Here is a 16102-nt window from a genome sequence, read left to right as displayed (position 1 = left end):
GCACCGTTCCCGGCGACCAGGCGTTCACGCCGCTGTCGGAAAGCAAGTGCTCGCTGTTGAAGAAATAAGGACGACCGCCCGCCGGCCCAGCGCCGGAGGGCACGATTTCCGTGTTACAATTTGATTGAGTGCGAAAGATCGATCGATGCAGGCTCTCTACGCACAGCTTCTGGTGGGACTGATCAACGGCTCGTTCTACGCGCTGCTCAGTCTGGGGCTCGCCGTGATCTTCGGCATGCTCAACATCATCAATTTCGCCCATGGCGCGCTCTACATGATGGGCGCTTTCTGCGCGTATTTTCTCCTCAACCTGACCGGGCTCGGATACTGGCCGGCGTTGATCATCGCGCCGATCGCCGTCGGCATTTTCGGCATGATCCTGGAACGGACCATGCTGCAATGGCTGTCCGGGCTCGACCATCTCTACGGCCTGCTCCTGACCTTCGGCATCGCGCTGATCGTGCAGGGCGTGTTCCAGAACTATTTCGGATCGTCCGGCCTGCCCTATGCCATCCCCGATGAATTGAAGGGCGGCATGAATCTCGGCTTCATGTTCTTACCCGTCTACCGCGGCTGGGTGGTGATCTTCTCGCTCGTGGTCTGCCTCGCCACCTGGTTCCTGATCGAGAAGACGCGGCTCGGCGCCTATTTGCGCGCCGCGACCGAAAATCCGACGCTGGTGCGCGCGTTCGGCGTCAACGTGCCAAGGATGATCACGCTGACCTACGGGCTCGGCGTCGGCCTTGCCGCGCTCGCCGGGGTGCTGTCGGCCCCGATCAACCAGGTGCGGCCGCTGATGGGTGCCGATCTCATCATCGTCGTGTTCGCGGTGGTCGTGATCGGCGGCATGGGTTCGATCATGGGATCGATCATCACCGGCTTCGCGCTCGGCGTGATCGAGGGACTGACCAAATACTTCTATCCCGAGGCCTCCAACACCGTGGTATTCGTCCTGATGGTGCTGGTGCTGCTGGTGAAGCCAACAGGACTGACCGGACGGGCGGCCTGACATGAGCGCGATCACCGACGATACCCTGCCGGTAACCCCCCGCGCGATGCGCGATGAGATGATCGTGTTCGCGGTGATGGCTGTGCTGCTGGCGAGCGTGCCGATGACCGGGATCTATCCGTTCTTCGTGATGCAGGCGCTGTGCTTTGCGCTGTTGGCCTGCGCGTTCAACCTCCTGATCGGCTATGGCGGCCTGCTCTCGTTCGGACATGCGATGTTCCTTGGCACCGCCGGCTATTTCTCGGCGCATGCGCTCAAGGTCTGGGGGCTGTCGCCCGAGCTCGGAATTGTCGTCGGTACCGCCGGCGCCGCGGCGCTCGGTGTCATCACCGGCCTCATCGCCATCCGCCGTCAGGGCATCTACTTCTCGATGATCACGCTGGCGCTGTCGCAGCTTCTGTATTTCATCTATCTGCAGACGCCGTTCACCCATGGTGAAGACGGCATTCAGGGCATCCCGCAGGGCCATCTGTTCGGGATTTTCAATCTCGCCAACCCGACGGTGCTCTATTACGTGGTGCTGGCCGGTTTCCTCGGCGGCTTCCTCCTGATCTACCGCACCATCAACTCGCCGTTCGGCGAGGTCCTGAAAGCGATCCGCGAGAATGAGCCGCGCGCGATCTCGCTTGGCTACAAGACCGACCAGTACAAGCTCTTGGCCTATATTCTCTCCGGCACGCTCGCAGGCTTTGCCGGCTCGCTGAAGGTGTTCGTTGCGCAGAACGCCTCGCTCACCGACGTGCACTGGTCGATGTCGGGCGAAATCGTGCTGATGACCCTGGTCGGGGGCCTCGGCACCGTGTTCGGCCCGGTGGTCGGCGCCTTCGTCATCATCGCCATGCAGCAATATCTGGCTGGCTTCGGCCAGTGGGTGACGGTCATCCAGGGCGTCATCTTCGTCGCCTGCGTGCTGACCTTCCGCCGCGGCGTGATCGGCGAGATCGCGCATTACTTGCGGCGCTCGCTGTAAACCTGCGCGCGTGTCCCGGACGCGGCGCAGCGCGTAGCGCTGCCTCCGCAGAGCCGGGACCCGTTGCTCTTCCAAAGCAAGATAGACCCCGGCTCAGCAGCGCAGCGCCAAAAAGCGCTGCACTGCGTCCGGGGAACTGCCGACAAAGCGGTGGATGACCGGGGCGGGGGCCGTCCGCCACGCGCTTTCGCCGCGAAATCGGTCTATGACAGTTTTGTGACGGACCGTTCGACCGGCCGTTCCAGAACGATGGAAAACACCCATGTTGCGCCTGTTTCGTGCCCTTTTGCCCAGGGAGGAGCGGTTTTTCGACCTGTTTGCCCGGCATGCCCGGACCGTGGCCCAGGGTGCGAAGGCGCTGCAGGACATGCTGCGCGGCGGCGACGAGACCCCGGTCTTCTGTCAGCGCGTCAACCAGTTCGAACACGACGCCGACAACATCACCCGCGAGGTGCTGACCGCGGTCCGGCGCACCTTCATCACGCCGTTCGACCGCGGCGACATCAAGAACCTGATCACGGCGATGGACGACGCCATCGACCAGATGCAGCAGACCGCGAAAGCCGTGGTGCTGTTCGAGGTGCGCAGCTTCGAGCCGCCGATGCGCGAAATGGGAACGCTGCTGGTCGAGTGCGCCGATCTGGTCGGCCGCGCGCTGCCGCTGCTGAAATCGATCGGCCCCAACGTCGCCATGCTGACGCAGATCACCGAGGAACTGACCAAGCTCGAAGGCCGGGTCGACGATCTCCACGACATCGGCCTGAAAGAGCTGTTCCTCAAACACCGCGACGCCAACGCGATGGATTTCATCGTCGGCGCCGAAATCTACAAACACCTCGAGAAGGTCGCCGACCGTTTCGACGACGTCGCCAACGAGATCAACAGCATCGTGATCGAGCAGGTATAGGGCAGGGCCATCACGTGGACGCCACTCTCGGTCTGCCGATTCTGGTGCTGTTGATCGCGGTCGCGCTGCTGTTCGACTTCCTCAACGGGCTGCACGACGCCGCCAATTCGATCGCCACCATCGTGTCGACCCGCGTGCTGCGGCCGCAATATGCGGTGCTCTGGGCGGCGTTCTTCAACTTCATCGCCTTCCTGGTGTTCGGGCTTCACGTCGCCAACACCATCGGCACCGGGATCATCGATCCCGGCGTCGTCGATGCCACGGTGATCTTCGCCGCCCTGGCCGGCGCCATCGTCTGGAACCTGATTACATGGGCGCTCGGAATTCCGTCGTCCAGTTCGCATGCGTTGATCGGCGGGCTGGTCGGCGCCGGCATGGCCAAGGCAGGGATTTCGGCCGCGGTCTGGGGCGGCCTCTCCAAGACGCTGCTGGCGATCGTGGCGTCGCCGCTGGTCGGATTCCTGCTGGCGCTGCTGCTGGTTGCGATCGTATCCTGGCTGTCGGTGCGCTCGACGCCGTTCGCGGTCGATCGCGCCTTCCGCATCCTGCAATTCGTCTCGGCGTCGCTGTACTCGCTTGGCCATGGCGGCAACGATGCGCAGAAGACCATGGGCATTATCGCGGTGCTGCTCTATTCGCAGGGCCACCTCGGCGATCGCTTCGAAATCCCGTTCTGGGTGGTGCTGGCCTGCCAGGCCGCGATGGCGCTGGGCACCCTGATGGGCGGCTGGCGGATCGTCCGCACCATGGGGCTGCGGATCACCCGCCTGACGCCGATGCAGGGCTTTTGCGCGGAAACCGGTGGCGCGGCGACCCTGTTCATGGCGACCTGGCTCGGGGTTCCCGTGTCCACCACCCACACCATTACCGGCGCCATCGTCGGGGTCGGCGCGGCGCGGCGGGCCTCGGCGGTGCGCTGGAACGTGGCCAGTTCGATCATTTATGCCTGGGTGATCACGATTCCAGCCTCGGCGCTGGTGGCCGCGCTGACCTATTGGGCGGTGCTGCTGCTGCGATAGCGGCTGCGGACGGGCCGCAAGATCCCTATATGAGCGCTACGGATCCCGCTTGATCCAGCCCGGTTTCCCTGCCAAACGCTCGAGCCCCATGTCCGATCTTGCCGTGCCAGCCGAATCGCCGTCCCGCTCGCCGCTTGCCGATGAAGTGGCGCGGCGGCGGACCTTTGCGATCATTTCCCATCCGGACGCCGGCAAGACCACGCTGACCGAAAAACTGCTGCTGTTCGGCGGCGCCATCAACCTCGCCGGCCAGGTCAAGGCCAAGGGCGAGCGGCGCAACACCCGCTCCGACTGGATGAAGATCGAGCGCGAGCGCGGCATCTCGGTCGTCACCTCGGTGATGACATTCGAGTTCGAAGGCCGCGTGTTCAACCTGCTGGACACCCCGGGCCACGAGGATTTTTCCGAGGACACCTACCGCACGCTGACGGCGGTCGATTCCGCGGTCATGGTGATCGACGCCGCCAAGGGCATCGAGGCGCGGACGCGAAAACTGTTCGAGGTCTGCCGGCTGCGCGACATCCCGATCATCACCTTCATCAACAAGATGGACCGCGAAAGCCGCGACACCTTCGAACTCTTGGACGAGATCGAAAAGACGCTGGCGCTCGACACCACGCCGATGACCTGGCCGGTCGGCCGCGGCCGCGACTTCCTCGGCACCTATGATGTCGTCAATGGCGGCGTCCGGTTGCTGGAAGGCGGCGGCGCCAAGACCGGCGCGGCGCTCGAGATCGACATCGCCGATCTCGCCGGCCGCAACGCCAATCTCGACGTCGCCGAGGTCAGGGACGAACTGGCGCTGGTGTCGGAAGCCTGCAAGCCGTTCGACCTCGAGGCGTTTCGCGAGGGCCATCTGACCCCGGTGTATTTCGGCAGCGCGCTGCGCAATTTCGGCGTCGGCGATTTGCTCGAGGGTCTGGGCCGCTTCGCGCCGGCGCCCCGCGCGCAGGAAAGCAATTTGCGCAAGGTCGAGGCGGCCGAGCCGCGCATGAGCGCCTTCGTGTTCAAGATCCAGGCCAATATGGACCCCAACCACCGCGACCGCATCGCCTTCGCGCGGCTGTGCTCGGGAAAACTCAGCCGCGGCATGAAGGCGAAGCTGGTGCGCACCGGCAAGAACATCAGCCTGTCGAGCCCGCAATTCTTCTTCGCGCAGGACCGCGCGCTGGCGGACGAAGCCTTTGCCGGCGATGTCGTCGGCATCCCCAACCACGGCACCTTGAGGATCGGCGACACCCTGACCGAAGGCGAAGATCTCACTTTTGTCGGCGTGCCGAGTTTTGCGCCGGAAATCGTCCGCCGGGTGCGGCTGACCGACGCCATGAAGGCCAAGAAGCTGAAGGAGGCGCTGCAGCAGATGTCGGAGGAGGGCGTGGTGCAGGTGTTCCGCCCCCGCGACGGCGCGCCGGCCCTGGTCGGCGTGGTCGGCCCGCTGCAGCTCGACGTGCTGAAGGCGCGGCTCGATGCCGAATATTCGCTGCCGGTGGAGTTCGAAGTCTCCGAATTCCAGCTGGCGCGCTGGATCGCGTCCGACGACCGCAAGAAGCTCGAGGCCTTCATCGCCGCCAACGGCTCCGGGGTCGCCGACGACGTCGACGGCGACCCGGTGTTCCTCGCCAGGAACGAGTTCTATCTCGGCTACACGCGCGAACGCGCCGAGGGCATCACCTTTTCCAGCGTCAAGGACGTGAAGAAGAAGGGGTAGGGCGCTGCCGCTGCTGCGCGGGTCTTGCGTCGCCGGGGAACCTTGCAAATACCTCGATCGGCACGGCACGATTTGCGCTGCGCCGCAGGTCGCGGAACCGCTGGGCCGTGAAAGGAAGTGAACCAAGCCACGCTTGATGGCCGTGGGCGAAAGCCGCATGCTGAGGGCGTTTCCTCGAGGGTTGCGGCATGCTCCGGCGCATCGTCATCCTTCTGATCTTTGCCCTGATTGGAATTGGCGTCGCGGAGCGCGCCGACGCCGGGCAGCGGCATCCGATCAACCCCACGCCGTTCTCGCATGCGCCCTGCAGCGTACTCGACGGCCAGCCCTGCACGCCGTCATACTGCAGCGTGTTCAATCACGGGCCATGCATCCCCGAAATCGACTACCCCTACGGCCAAGACCTGCAGCTTACGATCGTAACCGTGCCGCCGCGGGACCAGGCCGCGAAGTACCAGAAGCCCGACCATGATCTCGACACCATCGGCGATCTGTTCGCGATGCTGCGGTCCTGCTGGTCGCCGCCGCCCGCCGATGGCGCGCGCCAGGGCATGCAGATGTCGGTCCGCTTCAGCTTCAAGCGCTCGGGCGACATGATCGCAGCACCCCGCCTGACCTTTGCGACATCCGGCGTCCCGGCGGACACCCGCGCCCTTTACCTCAAGGCGATCACTGCCTCGCTCGAGGGGTGCCTGCCGCTGAAATTCACCGGCGGCCTCGGCGGCGCACTGGCCGGGCGGCCGATTGCGATCCGCTATGTCGATAATCGCGAATTGGGCCAGCAGACGGAGAAGCGGTGAGCTACGCGCGTCATTCCGGGGCGCGCAGAATGCGCGAACCCGGAATCTCGAAGTTGTCTTGCACAGTTCCACAACGTCGGGATTCCGGGTCTGGCCCATTGGGCCATCCCGGAATGACGACAAGCATTTTGGCGCATTGCAGCGATGGCCGCTAAAGTGATACTCGATGAGCCGGCGAAGCCGGCGACACAGGGGAGAGCGTCATGGGACTGCTGGTGATGATCCTGGGCCTCGTGCTGTTCCTGGGCGTCCATACGCTCACCACCCGGCGCGAATTGCGCGGGCGGTGCATCGCCATGATGGGCGAGGGCGGCTACAAGATCGGCTATGCGCTGGCCTCGGTCGCGGGCCTTGCGCTGATCGTCTGGGGTTTTGCGCATTACCGCGCGACCGGGTGGATCGACGTCTGGCACCCGCCGACCGCCTTCAAGCACATCGCGGTGGCGCTGATGCTGCCCGCCGTCATCATGGTGGTGGCGTCCTATATCCGCGGCCGCATCTACACGACGCTGAAGCATCCGATGCTGACCGGCGTGAAACTGTGGGCGGCGGCGCATCTTTTGGCCAATGGCGACCTCGGATCGATCATCCTGTTCGGCGCGTTCCTGGGATGGGCGGTGTTTGACCGGATTTCGCTGAAGCATCGAGCTGACACCGGCGCGCCGCCAATCCCCGTCGGCGGCCCAGCCAACGACCTGATCGCGATCGCCGTCGGCATCGTCGCTTACCTGGCGCTGGTATTCGCGTTCCACCCCGCCGTGATTGGCGTCCCCGTCGTCGGAGCCTAGCGGCATGAAGGCGAAAGGCTGAGCCGGGGCGATGGACTGGTCGCAGCGTTCAATTCCCGCGATGCGGCTCGAGCCGCGCTTCGGCGATCGCATCGTGCCGGCATTTTGCGAGCGGCCTAACAGCCTCTGGGCGATGGTCGCCGATGCGGCCGCCAGCAACCCCGATGGCGAAGCGCTGGTCTGCGGCGCCAGGCGCATGACATGGCGTGAGGTTGAACAAGAATCCAGGCAAGTCTCGGCCGGTCTCACAAAACTCGGCCTGCAAAGCGGCGATCGTGTCGCGGTGCTGCTCGGCAACCGCGTCGAATTCGTGCTGACATTGTTCGCGGCCGCCCATGCCGGCCTGGTGACGGTCCTGCTCGGCACGCGCCAGCAAAAGCCCGAGATCGCCTATGTGCTGACCGACTGCGGCGCAAAACTCCTGATCCACGAGGCGACGCTGGCCGATCGCGTGCCCGAAGCGCATCAGGTTCCCGATCTGACGCATCGGATTTCCGTCGCCGACGAAGGCGTGTCGGCATTTTCCGCCCTGCTCGGCAACGCCCCGTCGCAGTCGGCCGCCGATGTCGGCGAAGAAGACACTGCGATGATCCTCTATACGTCGGGCACCACGGGGCGGCCCAAAGGCGCGATGCTCGCGCATTGCAACATCATCCATTCGGCGATGATCTACCAGGCCTGCATGGGGCTGACCTCGGCCGATCGTTCGATCGCCGCCGTCCCGCTCGCCCATGTCACCGGCGTTGTCGCCAATATCATGACGATGGCCCGCTGCGCCGGCGCGCTGATCATCCTCGCCGAGTTCAAGGCGGCCGGCTACCTCGAGGTCGCCGCGCGCGAGCGCGCGACCCAGACGGTGATGGTGCCGGCGATGTATAATCTCTGCCTGCTGCAGGCCGACTTCGCGGCGTACGATCTCTCGGCGTGGCGGATCGGCGGCTATGGCGGCGCGCCGATGCCGATCGCGACCATCGAACGGCTGGCTGTCGCCGTTCCCGGCCTGAAACTGATCAATGCCTATGGCGCGACCGAGACCTCGTCGCCATCGACCATCATGCCGCCGGAGTTCACGGCCTCGCACATCGACAGCGTCGGGCTGCCATGCCCGGGCGCGCAGATCATCGTCATGGATGCCGATGGCCGCGAGCTGCCGCGCGGCGAGATCGGCGAAATCTGGATTCACGGCGGCTCCGTCATCAAGGGCTACTGGAACAATCCGGACGCGACCGCCGAGAGCTTTACCGCCGGCTACTGGCATTCCGGCGATCTCGGTTCGATCGACGCCGCGAACTTTGTCCGCGTGTTCGACCGCCAGAAGGACATGATCAACCGCGGCGGGCTGAAAATCTATTCCGCCGAAGTCGAGTCGGTGTTGGCCGGCCATCCCGATGTGGTCGAAAGCGCGATCATCGCCAAGCCTTGCCCGGTGCTCGGCGAACGCGTGCATGCCGTGGTCGTGACCCGCAACGAGATCAGCGGCGACGCCTTGCGCGGCTGGTGCGCCGAGCGGCTCTCGGACTACAAGGTGCCGGAGACGATGGCGCTGACCACGGAGCCGCTGCCGCGCAACGCCAATGGCAAGGTGATCAAGCGGCAATTGCGCGAGGCGTTTGCCGCGACCTGGGCGCTGACGCAATAGCGGCCGCGCTTGGGCCGGGGCCCATGAAACGAACGCCTGCATCACGATAGGCCGCCGCGGTTTTGCCGGCTCATCGCTTGATGCAACTTTTTCTTCACGATCAACGCTTCGTTCACCATGAAGGCTTCGTTCACTATGAGGACAAATCCCCTGAATCCTTGCTGAAAACTCCTTCGAGTCTCAAGTCGGCTTATACCTTTGCGGCCTAATTATGCCGGGTGAAGAAGCTGCTGCCCACCCGAAGTCCAGATATCCCGGCGTAAACAGATAGTAAGCGTATGAAGACCGCCCGCATTATCGTCCTGATCGTCGCTCTCAGTGCCGGCGGGATCGCAGCCTATCTCGCCAGAGGAGCTGATAGCAAAACTCTCCCGGTCGAGCCGGTTGCGCAATTGCAGACGGCGGATGTTCTGGTGGCGAAGTCCGACATCGGTCTTGGCCAGTCGGTCAGCCCGGACAATCTGCAATGGCAGACCTGGCCGGCCGCGACCGCGAGCGACAACTTCATCAAGCGCAGCGCACGGCCTGATGCGACGACCCAGATCGCCGGCTCGATCGCGCGTGCGCCCTTTATCGCAGGCGAACCGATCCGCGAGCAGAAGCTCGTCAAGGCCAATGGGTCGGGCTTCATGGCCGCGATCCTGCCCGCAGGCCAGCGCGCCGTCTCGACCGAAATCTCGCCCGAGACCGGCGCCGGCGGCTTCATCCTCCCGAACGACCGGGTCGATGTCATTCTTTCCAGGCGCGAGAAGAATCCGGACCAGCGCGGCGGCGGGCCGGATATCGTCAATTCGGAAATCATCCTGGCCAATATCCGCGTTCTCGCGATCGACCAGGCGCCGAAGGAAAAAGACGGCAGCAACGCGCTGGTCGGCAAGACAGTCACGCTCGAGTTGAAGCCCGAGCAGGCCGAGACGCTGGCCCGTTCGCGCCAGAGCGGCACGCTGTCGCTGGCGCTGCGCAGCATCGCCGATGTCAACATGGTCGAGAATGGAACCGACGATCACGCCCCGAAACGAGGCGCGAGCGTCAATGTGGTTCGCTACGGGGTTGCAAGCTCCACGACGACACAGAAGTGATCGAAGGGACGTCTGAGATGAAATGCTGGAGAAATCGTCGGCCCGCCCGGGCCTTCCTGGCCTGCGCGCTGTCGTTTCCGGTCGTTGCCGGGCTGATGCTAGATCCGGCCCTGACGCGGGTTGCGGCGAGCGAATCCACGGCAACGCCGGTTGTCGCCGCCGCTCAGGCCAAGACACGCTTTCTCGCGCTCGGCATCGGCAAATCCGTGGTCGTCGATTTGCCGCGCGAGGTCAAGGACGTGCTGGTCGCCGATCCCAAGATCGCCAATGCCGTCGTCCGCTCCGCGCAGCGCGCCTACATCATCGGCGCGGCGGTCGGCCAGACCAACGTCGTGTTCTTCGATGCCGAAGGCAATCAGGTCGCGGCCTATGACATCGCGGTCAAGCGCGATCTCAACGGCGTGCGCGCCGCGCTGAGGCAAACGCTGCCGGGAATCCAGATCGAAGGCGTCGGCGACGGCGTGATTCTGACCGGTTCGGTATCGAGCCCGATCGAGGCACAGCAGGCCGGCGATCTCGCGGCGCGGCTGGTCGGCGGCCCCGACAAGGTCGTCAACTCGATCGCCGTCCGGGGCCGCGATCAGGTGATGTTGAAGGTCAATGTCTCGGAAGTGCGGCGCGACATCGTCAAACAGATGGGCGTCGATCTCAGCGCCAGCATGAATTACGGCACCGCGGTCGTGAACTTCAACAACAGCAATCCGTTCACCGCCTTTGGCCGGCCGCTGGTCAGCGACAACGGCGCCAGCCTCTCGGGCATCGCCAAGGGCCTGCCCACGGTAACCGCCACGATGCGCGCGATGGAAAGCGCCGGCGTGGTGCGGACGCTGGCTGAGCCCAACCTGACGGCAATCTCGGGCGAGTCCGCGACCTTCATCGCCGGCGGCGAATTTCCGATTCCCGCGGGCTATTCCTGCGATCCGGTCACGCATGTCTGCACCACCCAGATCACCTACAAGAAATTCGGCATCTCGCTCAACTTCACGCCGGTGGTGCTGTCCGAAGGGCGGATCAGCCTGCGCGTGATGACCGAGGTCTCCGAACTGTCCAACGACAATGCGATCACGCTGAACCAGGCCGGAAATTCGCTGACCGTGCCCTCGATCAGGACGCGGCGTGCGGAAACGACGCTGGAAATACCATCGGGCGGTTCGATGGCGATGGCAGGCCTGATCCAGGAACAGACCAAGCAGGCCATCAACGGATTGCCCGGCCTGGACGCGTTGCCGATTCTGGGCGCGCTGTTCCGCAGCCAGGACTTCGTCAACAACCAGACCGAACTGATGGTGCTGGTGACGCCCTTTGTGGTTCGGGCGGTCGCGCAGAAGGAGCTGTCACGTCCCGATGACGGGTTTGCGCCCGCATCCGATTCCCAATCGACGCTGTTGGCCCAGCTCAGCCGGATTTACGGCGTTCCCGGCCGCGCCGAAACCGTTGGAAGCTATCACGGCAACTTTGGCTTCATCATTGACTGAGACAGGGCGGCCCTAGCAATGCGGGAGGACAGGACGATGACGAACAGAACACCGGTCGGTCGCCACCGGACCCTGCGCCGGTTGGGCGCATTGATTGGCCTTTCAGCCGCGCTGGGCGCGTGCACCTCAGGCGGCGGAGAAGTCGTGACTGCGAGCGTTCCCGCCGATTATCGCCTGCGCCATCCGATCGCGATCCAGGAAGCCGACCGCTCGGTCGTGATTTTCGTCGGTCAGGCGCGCGGCGGCCTGTCCGCTTCGCAGCGCGCCGACGTGATGGGACTGGCGCGGATTTGGGTCGGCGAGGGAACCGGCGCGATCGTGGCCGATGTGCCGTTCGGCACGCCGAACGCACGGGCTGCGGCCTCCGCATTCCGGGAAGTTCAGGCGGTACTCGCCGCGGGCGGCGTGCCTCCGCGCGGAATCAAGTCGCGTCACTACCATCCCGACGACCCGCGCACGCTGCCGGCGATCCGGCTGAGCTATCCCAGGATTGCGGCGGTTGCCGGACCCTGCGGTCGGTGGCCGGAGGATCTTGGCCTCTCGATCATGAACCGGGACTATTCCGAAAACAGGCCGTACCACAATTTCGGCTGTGCCACCCAGCGCAACCTTGCCGCGATGGTCGACAATCCATCCGACCTCGTGCAGCCGCGATCTGAAATCGCCGCCTATACGGCGCGGCGTACGGTGGCCTTCGAGAAATATCGTAAAGGCACCTCGACCACGACGATCTACCCCGAAGCCGAAAAGGCCAAACTCAGCGATACAGGCAAATGATGAGCTACGCCCGTCAAAAATCCGAACAGCAGGCGGACATCACGCCGCCGGCAAACGATTACATCGCTCCCGCACCTCGCGTGTCGGTGCAGGCCTTTTGCGTGACCGAGAACACCGCGGCCGCCGTGCGGTCGGCGGGCGAGGACCGCCGCCTCGGCAAGGTTCATCTCTCGGTTCAAATGGGTGGCATGGAGGCCGCCGTCGAAATCTATGACACGCAGCCCACACCGAACGTGATCGTCCTGGAAACCGAAGGCAAGAGCGACATCCTCGCGGGACTTGATCAGCTCGCGACCGTGTGCGATCCCGGAACCCGCGTTGTCGTGATCGGCACCGCCCACGATGCCGCGCCCTATCGCGAACTGGTGCGTCGCGGCGTCAATGACTACGTCATTGGTCCGGTCGGTGCGCTTGACGTGGTGCGCTCGATTTGCAGCCTGTTCTCGGCATCGGAGGCCATCAGCGTCGGCCGTATCGTCGCCATCGTCGGCGCCAAAGGCGGCGCCGGTGCATCCACCGTCGCGCACAACGTGGCCTGGGCGATCGCGCGCGATCTGGCGATGGATTCCGTCGTCATCGATCTCGACCTCGCCTTCGGCACCGCCGGTCTCGATTACAACAAGGATCCGCTTCAGGGCATAGCCAACGCGGTATTCTCGGGCGACCGGCCCGATACCGCTTTCATCGATCGATTGCTCTCGAAATGCACCGATCGTCTCAGCCTGCTGGCGGCGCCAGCGACGCTCGAGCGGGTCTACGACCTCGGCGAGCAAGCCTTCGATGCGATCTTCGATACGCTACGGATGACCACGCCCTGCATCGTGCTGGACATCCCGCATCAATGGTCGGGATGGACCAGGCGCGCCTTGGTCGGTGCGGACGATATCCTGATTGTCGCCGAGCCGGACCTCGCCAATCTGCGAAATGCCAAGAACATGCTGAACCTGCTGAAGGCGGCTCGGCCCAACGACCGCGCGCCGCTGTATTGTCTGAACCAGGTCGGGATGTCGAAGCGTCCGGAAATCACCGTCCGCGAATTCGCCAAGGCCATCGAGAGCCAGCCGATCGCGGCTATTCCATGCGATCCGCGACTGTTCGGCGAGGCCGCCAACAACGGCCAGATGATCGCGGAAATATCCGCCCGTCACCGCACCACTGAAATGTTCCTGCAGATGGCCCATCAGCTGACAGGCCGCGGCGAAACCAGGAAGCCGCGGCGCTCGTTCCTGTCGCCGATCATGAGCAGGTTGCGGGCAAGCAAGGCGTAACGGATCGCGGCCAGGTCATCCGGGGCGGTTTCAAATCAATCGGAGCGTCCGACGGCTGCCACCGGCAGTCTGTCCACGCCTGTGCCGGCAGTCTTTTTCCGGGACAGCAATTGCCTGAGATACGCGACGTTCGCGGCCGCTTCCTCGGCCGGCCGATCGGCCTTCACGATACTTTCAGCCTCGGCCAGGCGGCCCTGCAGGCCGATCACCAATCCCAGATTAAGCCGCACACGCGGATCCGCATCCGGACGGCCGGCAGCGTGGCGCAAGGTCTCCTCGGCCTTGGGCAGGTCTTTTGAAAGGGCGTATGAAAGGCCGAGATTGGACAGCACCGAAGGTTCTTCGGGCGCGATTTTCAGCGCGCTCGAATAGTACTGCCGCGCTTCGTCATATCGGCCGAGTTGATCGAGGACCGCCCCTTGAGCCGAGAGGATCCGCCAATCGGGGTCATCGGGGGTGTGGGCGCGGCTCAGCACGTCGAATGCCTGTTGGAAATTGCCATTGTCCGCCAGCGCTCGCCCATAGCCGGCAAGAAGCGCCTTGTTGCTGGGGTCAGCGATCGTCGCCTGCTCCAGCACCGCCACCGCCTGGGACCGCTGGCCGGCGCCGCGGAGCGCCTTTCCGTATTGTAACGCCGCGTCGGGATCCTTGGGGCTGGCGCGAAAACGATCGCGATGGAACTCGACCCCCTGCGGCGGGTCGGCGGCGCGGCTTGCTTCGGTCTTCTCCCCCAACGCCCCGGTGATATCCGAAGTGCCGGCGGTCTGGCAGCCGCAAAGCGCCAGCGCGAGCATCGCGGACGCTGCCGCGCATGCAACGGGTCTGGCAAGGCAATATTGTCGGAGCTTCTGCTGGAGCACGTAATTTGACCCATAGCCGGTGACTGCCCACCAATGCTTGCAGGTTAACCCTAAGTTGAGGTTAAAGAGGCGCGGCGCTGGTCGCCGCTTGCCGAGTGCAAGCAGGGGCGATGTCGTCGTTGCCGGTGCGGCGACAGGGCGGCTCGATCGCGGGCGCAGGAGTGCCGGCGGCCTCAATGTGTTGCAGCGGCCTTTCGGTCTAGTCGACGAACTGGGCGCCGAATTCACAACCGATCCGCCACGCCAGCCGGCATTGGCGCGGGTTGCCGGTTGACAGGATGATGGTGAACTCGGGGGGAATGTCGAGATATTCGGCGACGACCTTGAGGCCGCCATCGGACACGTCCGTGATTGTGCAGTCGCGCGGCAGCGAGCCGGTCCCGAACTGGATCTTCGCGAGCCTCTTGCAAACGTGACGTTCGCTTCTACGTCGATTCGCCAACATGTCGGTCCTTCACCTTCCCCAATAGAACAGCTCATCTGGAGCCCCTCCCGTTCTACACAAGGATTGTTGGAATACGCCTAGCGAAACCGCGCGCAATCTATCGTTTCGCCTTGAATTCTGTTTACCTTGCTCGCTCGGAGGTGGCCCAGCCCTGGTCTTGGTGATGTGTCCGGGTAACGCCTTGATCCGGCTGGCTTTGCCTTGTCGTCGCCATATCGTTAGGGTAACGCCGCCGCCATACTGGACCACGCGCATGGGCGTCAGCGGGCCGGGCTGCGGCTCCAAGGGATGGGATAGCCTTAAGTGTCTGATTTATTTGACGAAGTCGATGAGGACGTCCGCCGCGATCAGCTCAAACAGCTGTGGGACAAGTATTCGGTCTTCATCGTCGCCGGGGCGCTCCTGATCATCGCCGGCGTTGGCGGCTGGCGGGGCTATGAATACCTGGAGGCCCAGAGGGCGGCCGAGGCGGGCGCGGCTTTCGACAAGGCTGCCGAACTCTCCGAACAGAACAAGCATGCCGAGGCCGAAGCCGCCTTTGCCGATCTGGCGGCGAAGGCGCCATGGGGATACCGCGTGCTGGCGCGGCTGCGGACGGCCGCGGAAGTCGCCAGCCGGGATCCGCAAGGCGCGGCGAAAATGTTCGACGATATTGCCGCCGATCGCAGCGTCGGCGCGGCGGAACAGGATCTGGCGCGGATTCGCGCCGCCCAGTTGCTGCTGGAGACCACCACCTATCCGAACATGCTGCAGCGCCTTGAATCCGCCACCGCGCCGGCATCGACCTTCCGCCATAGCGCGCGCGAATTGCTGGCGCTGTCGGCCTGGCGCGGCAATGACGCCACGGCGGCGCGGCAGTGGCTCGATCTGATCGCCGATGATGGCGAGACGCCGCCCAGCCTGCGCTCGCGCGCCGAGGCGCTGCAGGCCATGTTGCCGCCGGTCGCCAAGAGCTGACGTGAGACATTGACCATGGGCCGCTCGCACCGTTTGATCGCAGCATTGGTCGCCATCGCGCTTTGCGGCGTGCTGGGCGGCTGCGCCGGCGGCATGGGCAGCTTTGATCCGTCCGATCTGCTCGACTTCCTCGACACCAAGAAAAAACTCCCGGGCGAGCGCAAGCCGGTTTTCCCGGATGGCGTGCCGGGGCTCGAGCAGGGCGTGCCGAAGCAATTATACAAGGGTTCAAGGCAGGAGCAGATCGACCAGCAGAATGCAGCCGATGCCGCCGCGCCGCCGGAACAGCCGAAGTCGAAGCGCGCCGCCAAAGGCAAGGGCAAGCAGGCTCCCGCCAGCGCGGCGCCGGCGGCCAATGCTGCCGATCCCGATGCGGCGCCGCCCGAGGAAGAGGGCGGCAC

At 64.5% G+C, this 16102-nt stretch carries 16 protein-coding genes; 14 read left to right on the top strand and 2 right to left on the bottom strand.

Annotation, left to right across the window (positions count from 1 at the left end):
• Positions 1 to 145 precede the first annotated feature (145 nt).
• The 12 genes from WCE35_RS26000 (at position 146) to WCE35_RS25945 (ending at position 13439) form a co-directional block, all read left to right on the top strand.
• Positions 146 to 1009 carry a branched-chain amino acid ABC transporter permease gene (locus tag WCE35_RS26000; RefSeq protein WP_424596175.1) on the top strand — a complete coding sequence of 288 codons (864 nt, stop codon included), beginning with the start codon at positions 146 to 148 and terminating at the stop codon, positions 1007 to 1009.
• A 1-nt stretch (position 1010) separates the two neighbouring features.
• Positions 1011 to 1979: a branched-chain amino acid ABC transporter permease gene (locus WCE35_RS25995; protein ID WP_424596174.1), complete on the top strand. Its 969-nt coding sequence runs from the start codon at positions 1011 to 1013 to the stop codon at positions 1977 to 1979.
• A gap of 262 nt (positions 1980 to 2241) precedes the next feature.
• A complete protein-coding gene (locus WCE35_RS25990) occupies positions 2242 to 2886 on the top strand; it encodes a DUF47 domain-containing protein (protein WP_424596173.1) in 645 nt (214 codons plus the stop codon).
• A gap of 14 nt (positions 2887 to 2900) precedes the next feature.
• Positions 2901 to 3905 carry an anion permease gene (locus WCE35_RS25985; protein ID WP_424596172.1) on the top strand — a complete coding sequence of 335 codons (1005 nt, stop codon included), beginning with the start codon at positions 2901 to 2903 and terminating at the stop codon, positions 3903 to 3905.
• An 88-nt stretch (positions 3906 to 3993) separates the two neighbouring features.
• Positions 3994 to 5613: a peptide chain release factor 3 gene (locus WCE35_RS25980; protein ID WP_424596171.1), complete on the top strand. Its 1620-nt coding sequence runs from the start codon at positions 3994 to 3996 to the stop codon at positions 5611 to 5613.
• A 188-nt stretch (positions 5614 to 5801) separates the two neighbouring features.
• A complete protein-coding gene (locus WCE35_RS25975) occupies positions 5802 to 6413 on the top strand; it encodes a hypothetical protein (protein ID WP_424596170.1) in 612 nt (203 codons plus the stop codon).
• Positions 6414 to 6616: 203 nt separating this feature from the next.
• Positions 6617 to 7201, top strand: coding sequence for an NnrU family protein (locus tag WCE35_RS25970; RefSeq protein WP_424596169.1), 585 nt, complete (start codon positions 6617 to 6619; stop codon positions 7199 to 7201).
• A gap of 31 nt (positions 7202 to 7232) precedes the next feature.
• On the top strand, positions 7233 to 8840 hold the full coding sequence (locus WCE35_RS25965; protein ID WP_424596168.1) for a class I adenylate-forming enzyme family protein: 1608 nt from the start codon (positions 7233 to 7235) through the stop codon (positions 8838 to 8840).
• A 278-nt stretch (positions 8841 to 9118) separates the two neighbouring features.
• A complete protein-coding gene (gene cpaB / locus WCE35_RS25960) occupies positions 9119 to 9919 on the top strand; it encodes a Flp pilus assembly protein CpaB (protein ID WP_424596167.1) in 801 nt (266 codons plus the stop codon).
• Positions 9920 to 9936: 17 nt separating this feature from the next.
• Positions 9937 to 11394, top strand: a complete 1458-nt coding sequence (locus tag WCE35_RS25955; RefSeq protein WP_424596166.1) for a type II and III secretion system protein family protein — start codon at positions 9937 to 9939, stop codon at positions 11392 to 11394.
• A 36-nt stretch (positions 11395 to 11430) separates the two neighbouring features.
• Positions 11431 to 12171, top strand: coding sequence for a CpaD family pilus assembly protein (locus WCE35_RS25950; RefSeq protein ID WP_424596165.1), 741 nt, complete (start codon positions 11431 to 11433; stop codon positions 12169 to 12171).
• Positions 12168 to 13439 (top strand): AAA family ATPase, encoded by a 1272-nt coding sequence (locus WCE35_RS25945; RefSeq protein WP_424596164.1) that lies wholly within the window; start codon positions 12168 to 12170, stop codon positions 13437 to 13439. The genes WCE35_RS25950 and WCE35_RS25945 overlap by 4 nt, the downstream gene beginning before the upstream one ends.
• 35 nt (positions 13440 to 13474) lie before the next feature.
• Here the strand turns inward: WCE35_RS25945 and WCE35_RS25940 are convergent, their stop codons facing one another.
• Both WCE35_RS25940 and WCE35_RS25935 read right to left on the bottom strand, forming a co-directional pair.
• Positions 13475 to 14233, bottom strand: a complete 759-nt coding sequence (locus WCE35_RS25940; RefSeq protein WP_424596163.1) for a tetratricopeptide repeat protein — start codon at positions 14231 to 14233, stop codon at positions 13475 to 13477.
• A 265-nt stretch (positions 14234 to 14498) separates the two neighbouring features.
• A complete protein-coding gene (locus WCE35_RS25935; RefSeq protein ID WP_424596162.1) occupies positions 14499 to 14744 on the bottom strand; it encodes a PilZ domain-containing protein in 246 nt (81 codons plus the stop codon).
• A 303-nt stretch (positions 14745 to 15047) separates the two neighbouring features.
• On the opposite strand from WCE35_RS25935, the gene WCE35_RS25930 reads away from it, so the two are divergent.
• Positions 15048 to 15701 (top strand): tetratricopeptide repeat protein, encoded by a 654-nt coding sequence (locus WCE35_RS25930; RefSeq protein WP_424596161.1) that lies wholly within the window; start codon positions 15048 to 15050, stop codon positions 15699 to 15701.
• A gap of 15 nt (positions 15702 to 15716) precedes the next feature.
• A partial coding sequence (locus WCE35_RS25925) for a hypothetical protein (protein ID WP_424596160.1) occupies positions 15717 to 16102 on the top strand: 386 nt, incomplete at its 3' end.

This window comes from Bradyrhizobium sp. (genome assembly GCF_049691595.1).
Taxonomy (GTDB): Bacteria; Pseudomonadota; Alphaproteobacteria; order Rhizobiales; family Xanthobacteraceae; genus Bradyrhizobium.
The sequence above is the reverse complement of the archived record's forward strand: the minus strand, read 5'-3'. Positions and strand labels throughout refer to the sequence as shown.

Bases quoted from the DNA above. Each gene is read 5' to 3' on its own strand.
- WCE35_RS26000 (WP_424596175.1), top strand. From the start codon at position 146: ATGCAGGCTCTCTACGCACAGCTTCTGGTGGGACTGATCAACGGCTCG.
- WCE35_RS25995 (WP_424596174.1), top strand. From the start codon at position 1,011: ATGAGCGCGATCACCGACGATACCCTGCCGGTAACCCCCCGCGCGATG.
- WCE35_RS25990 (WP_424596173.1), top strand. From the start codon at position 2,242: ATGTTGCGCCTGTTTCGTGCCCTTTTGCCCAGGGAGGAGCGGTTTTTC.
- WCE35_RS25980 (WP_424596171.1), top strand. From the start codon at position 3,994: ATGTCCGATCTTGCCGTGCCAGCCGAATCGCCGTCCCGCTCGCCGCTT.
- WCE35_RS25975 (WP_424596170.1), top strand. From the start codon at position 5,802: ATGCTCCGGCGCATCGTCATCCTTCTGATCTTTGCCCTGATTGGAATT.
- WCE35_RS25970 (WP_424596169.1), top strand. From the start codon at position 6,617: ATGGGACTGCTGGTGATGATCCTGGGCCTCGTGCTGTTCCTGGGCGTC.
- WCE35_RS25965 (WP_424596168.1), top strand. From the start codon at position 7,233: ATGGACTGGTCGCAGCGTTCAATTCCCGCGATGCGGCTCGAGCCGCGC.
- cpaB (WP_424596167.1), top strand. From the start codon at position 9,119: ATGAAGACCGCCCGCATTATCGTCCTGATCGTCGCTCTCAGTGCCGGC.
- WCE35_RS25955 (WP_424596166.1), top strand. From the start codon at position 9,937: ATGAAATGCTGGAGAAATCGTCGGCCCGCCCGGGCCTTCCTGGCCTGC.
- WCE35_RS25950 (WP_424596165.1), top strand. From the start codon at position 11,431: ATGACGAACAGAACACCGGTCGGTCGCCACCGGACCCTGCGCCGGTTG.
- WCE35_RS25945 (WP_424596164.1), top strand. From the start codon at position 12,168: ATGATGAGCTACGCCCGTCAAAAATCCGAACAGCAGGCGGACATCACG.
- WCE35_RS25940 (WP_424596163.1), bottom strand. From the start codon at position 14,233: ATGCTCGCGCTGGCGCTTTGCGGCTGCCAGACCGCCGGCACTTCGGAT.
- WCE35_RS25935 (WP_424596162.1), bottom strand. From the start codon at position 14,744: ATGTTGGCGAATCGACGTAGAAGCGAACGTCACGTTTGCAAGAGGCTC.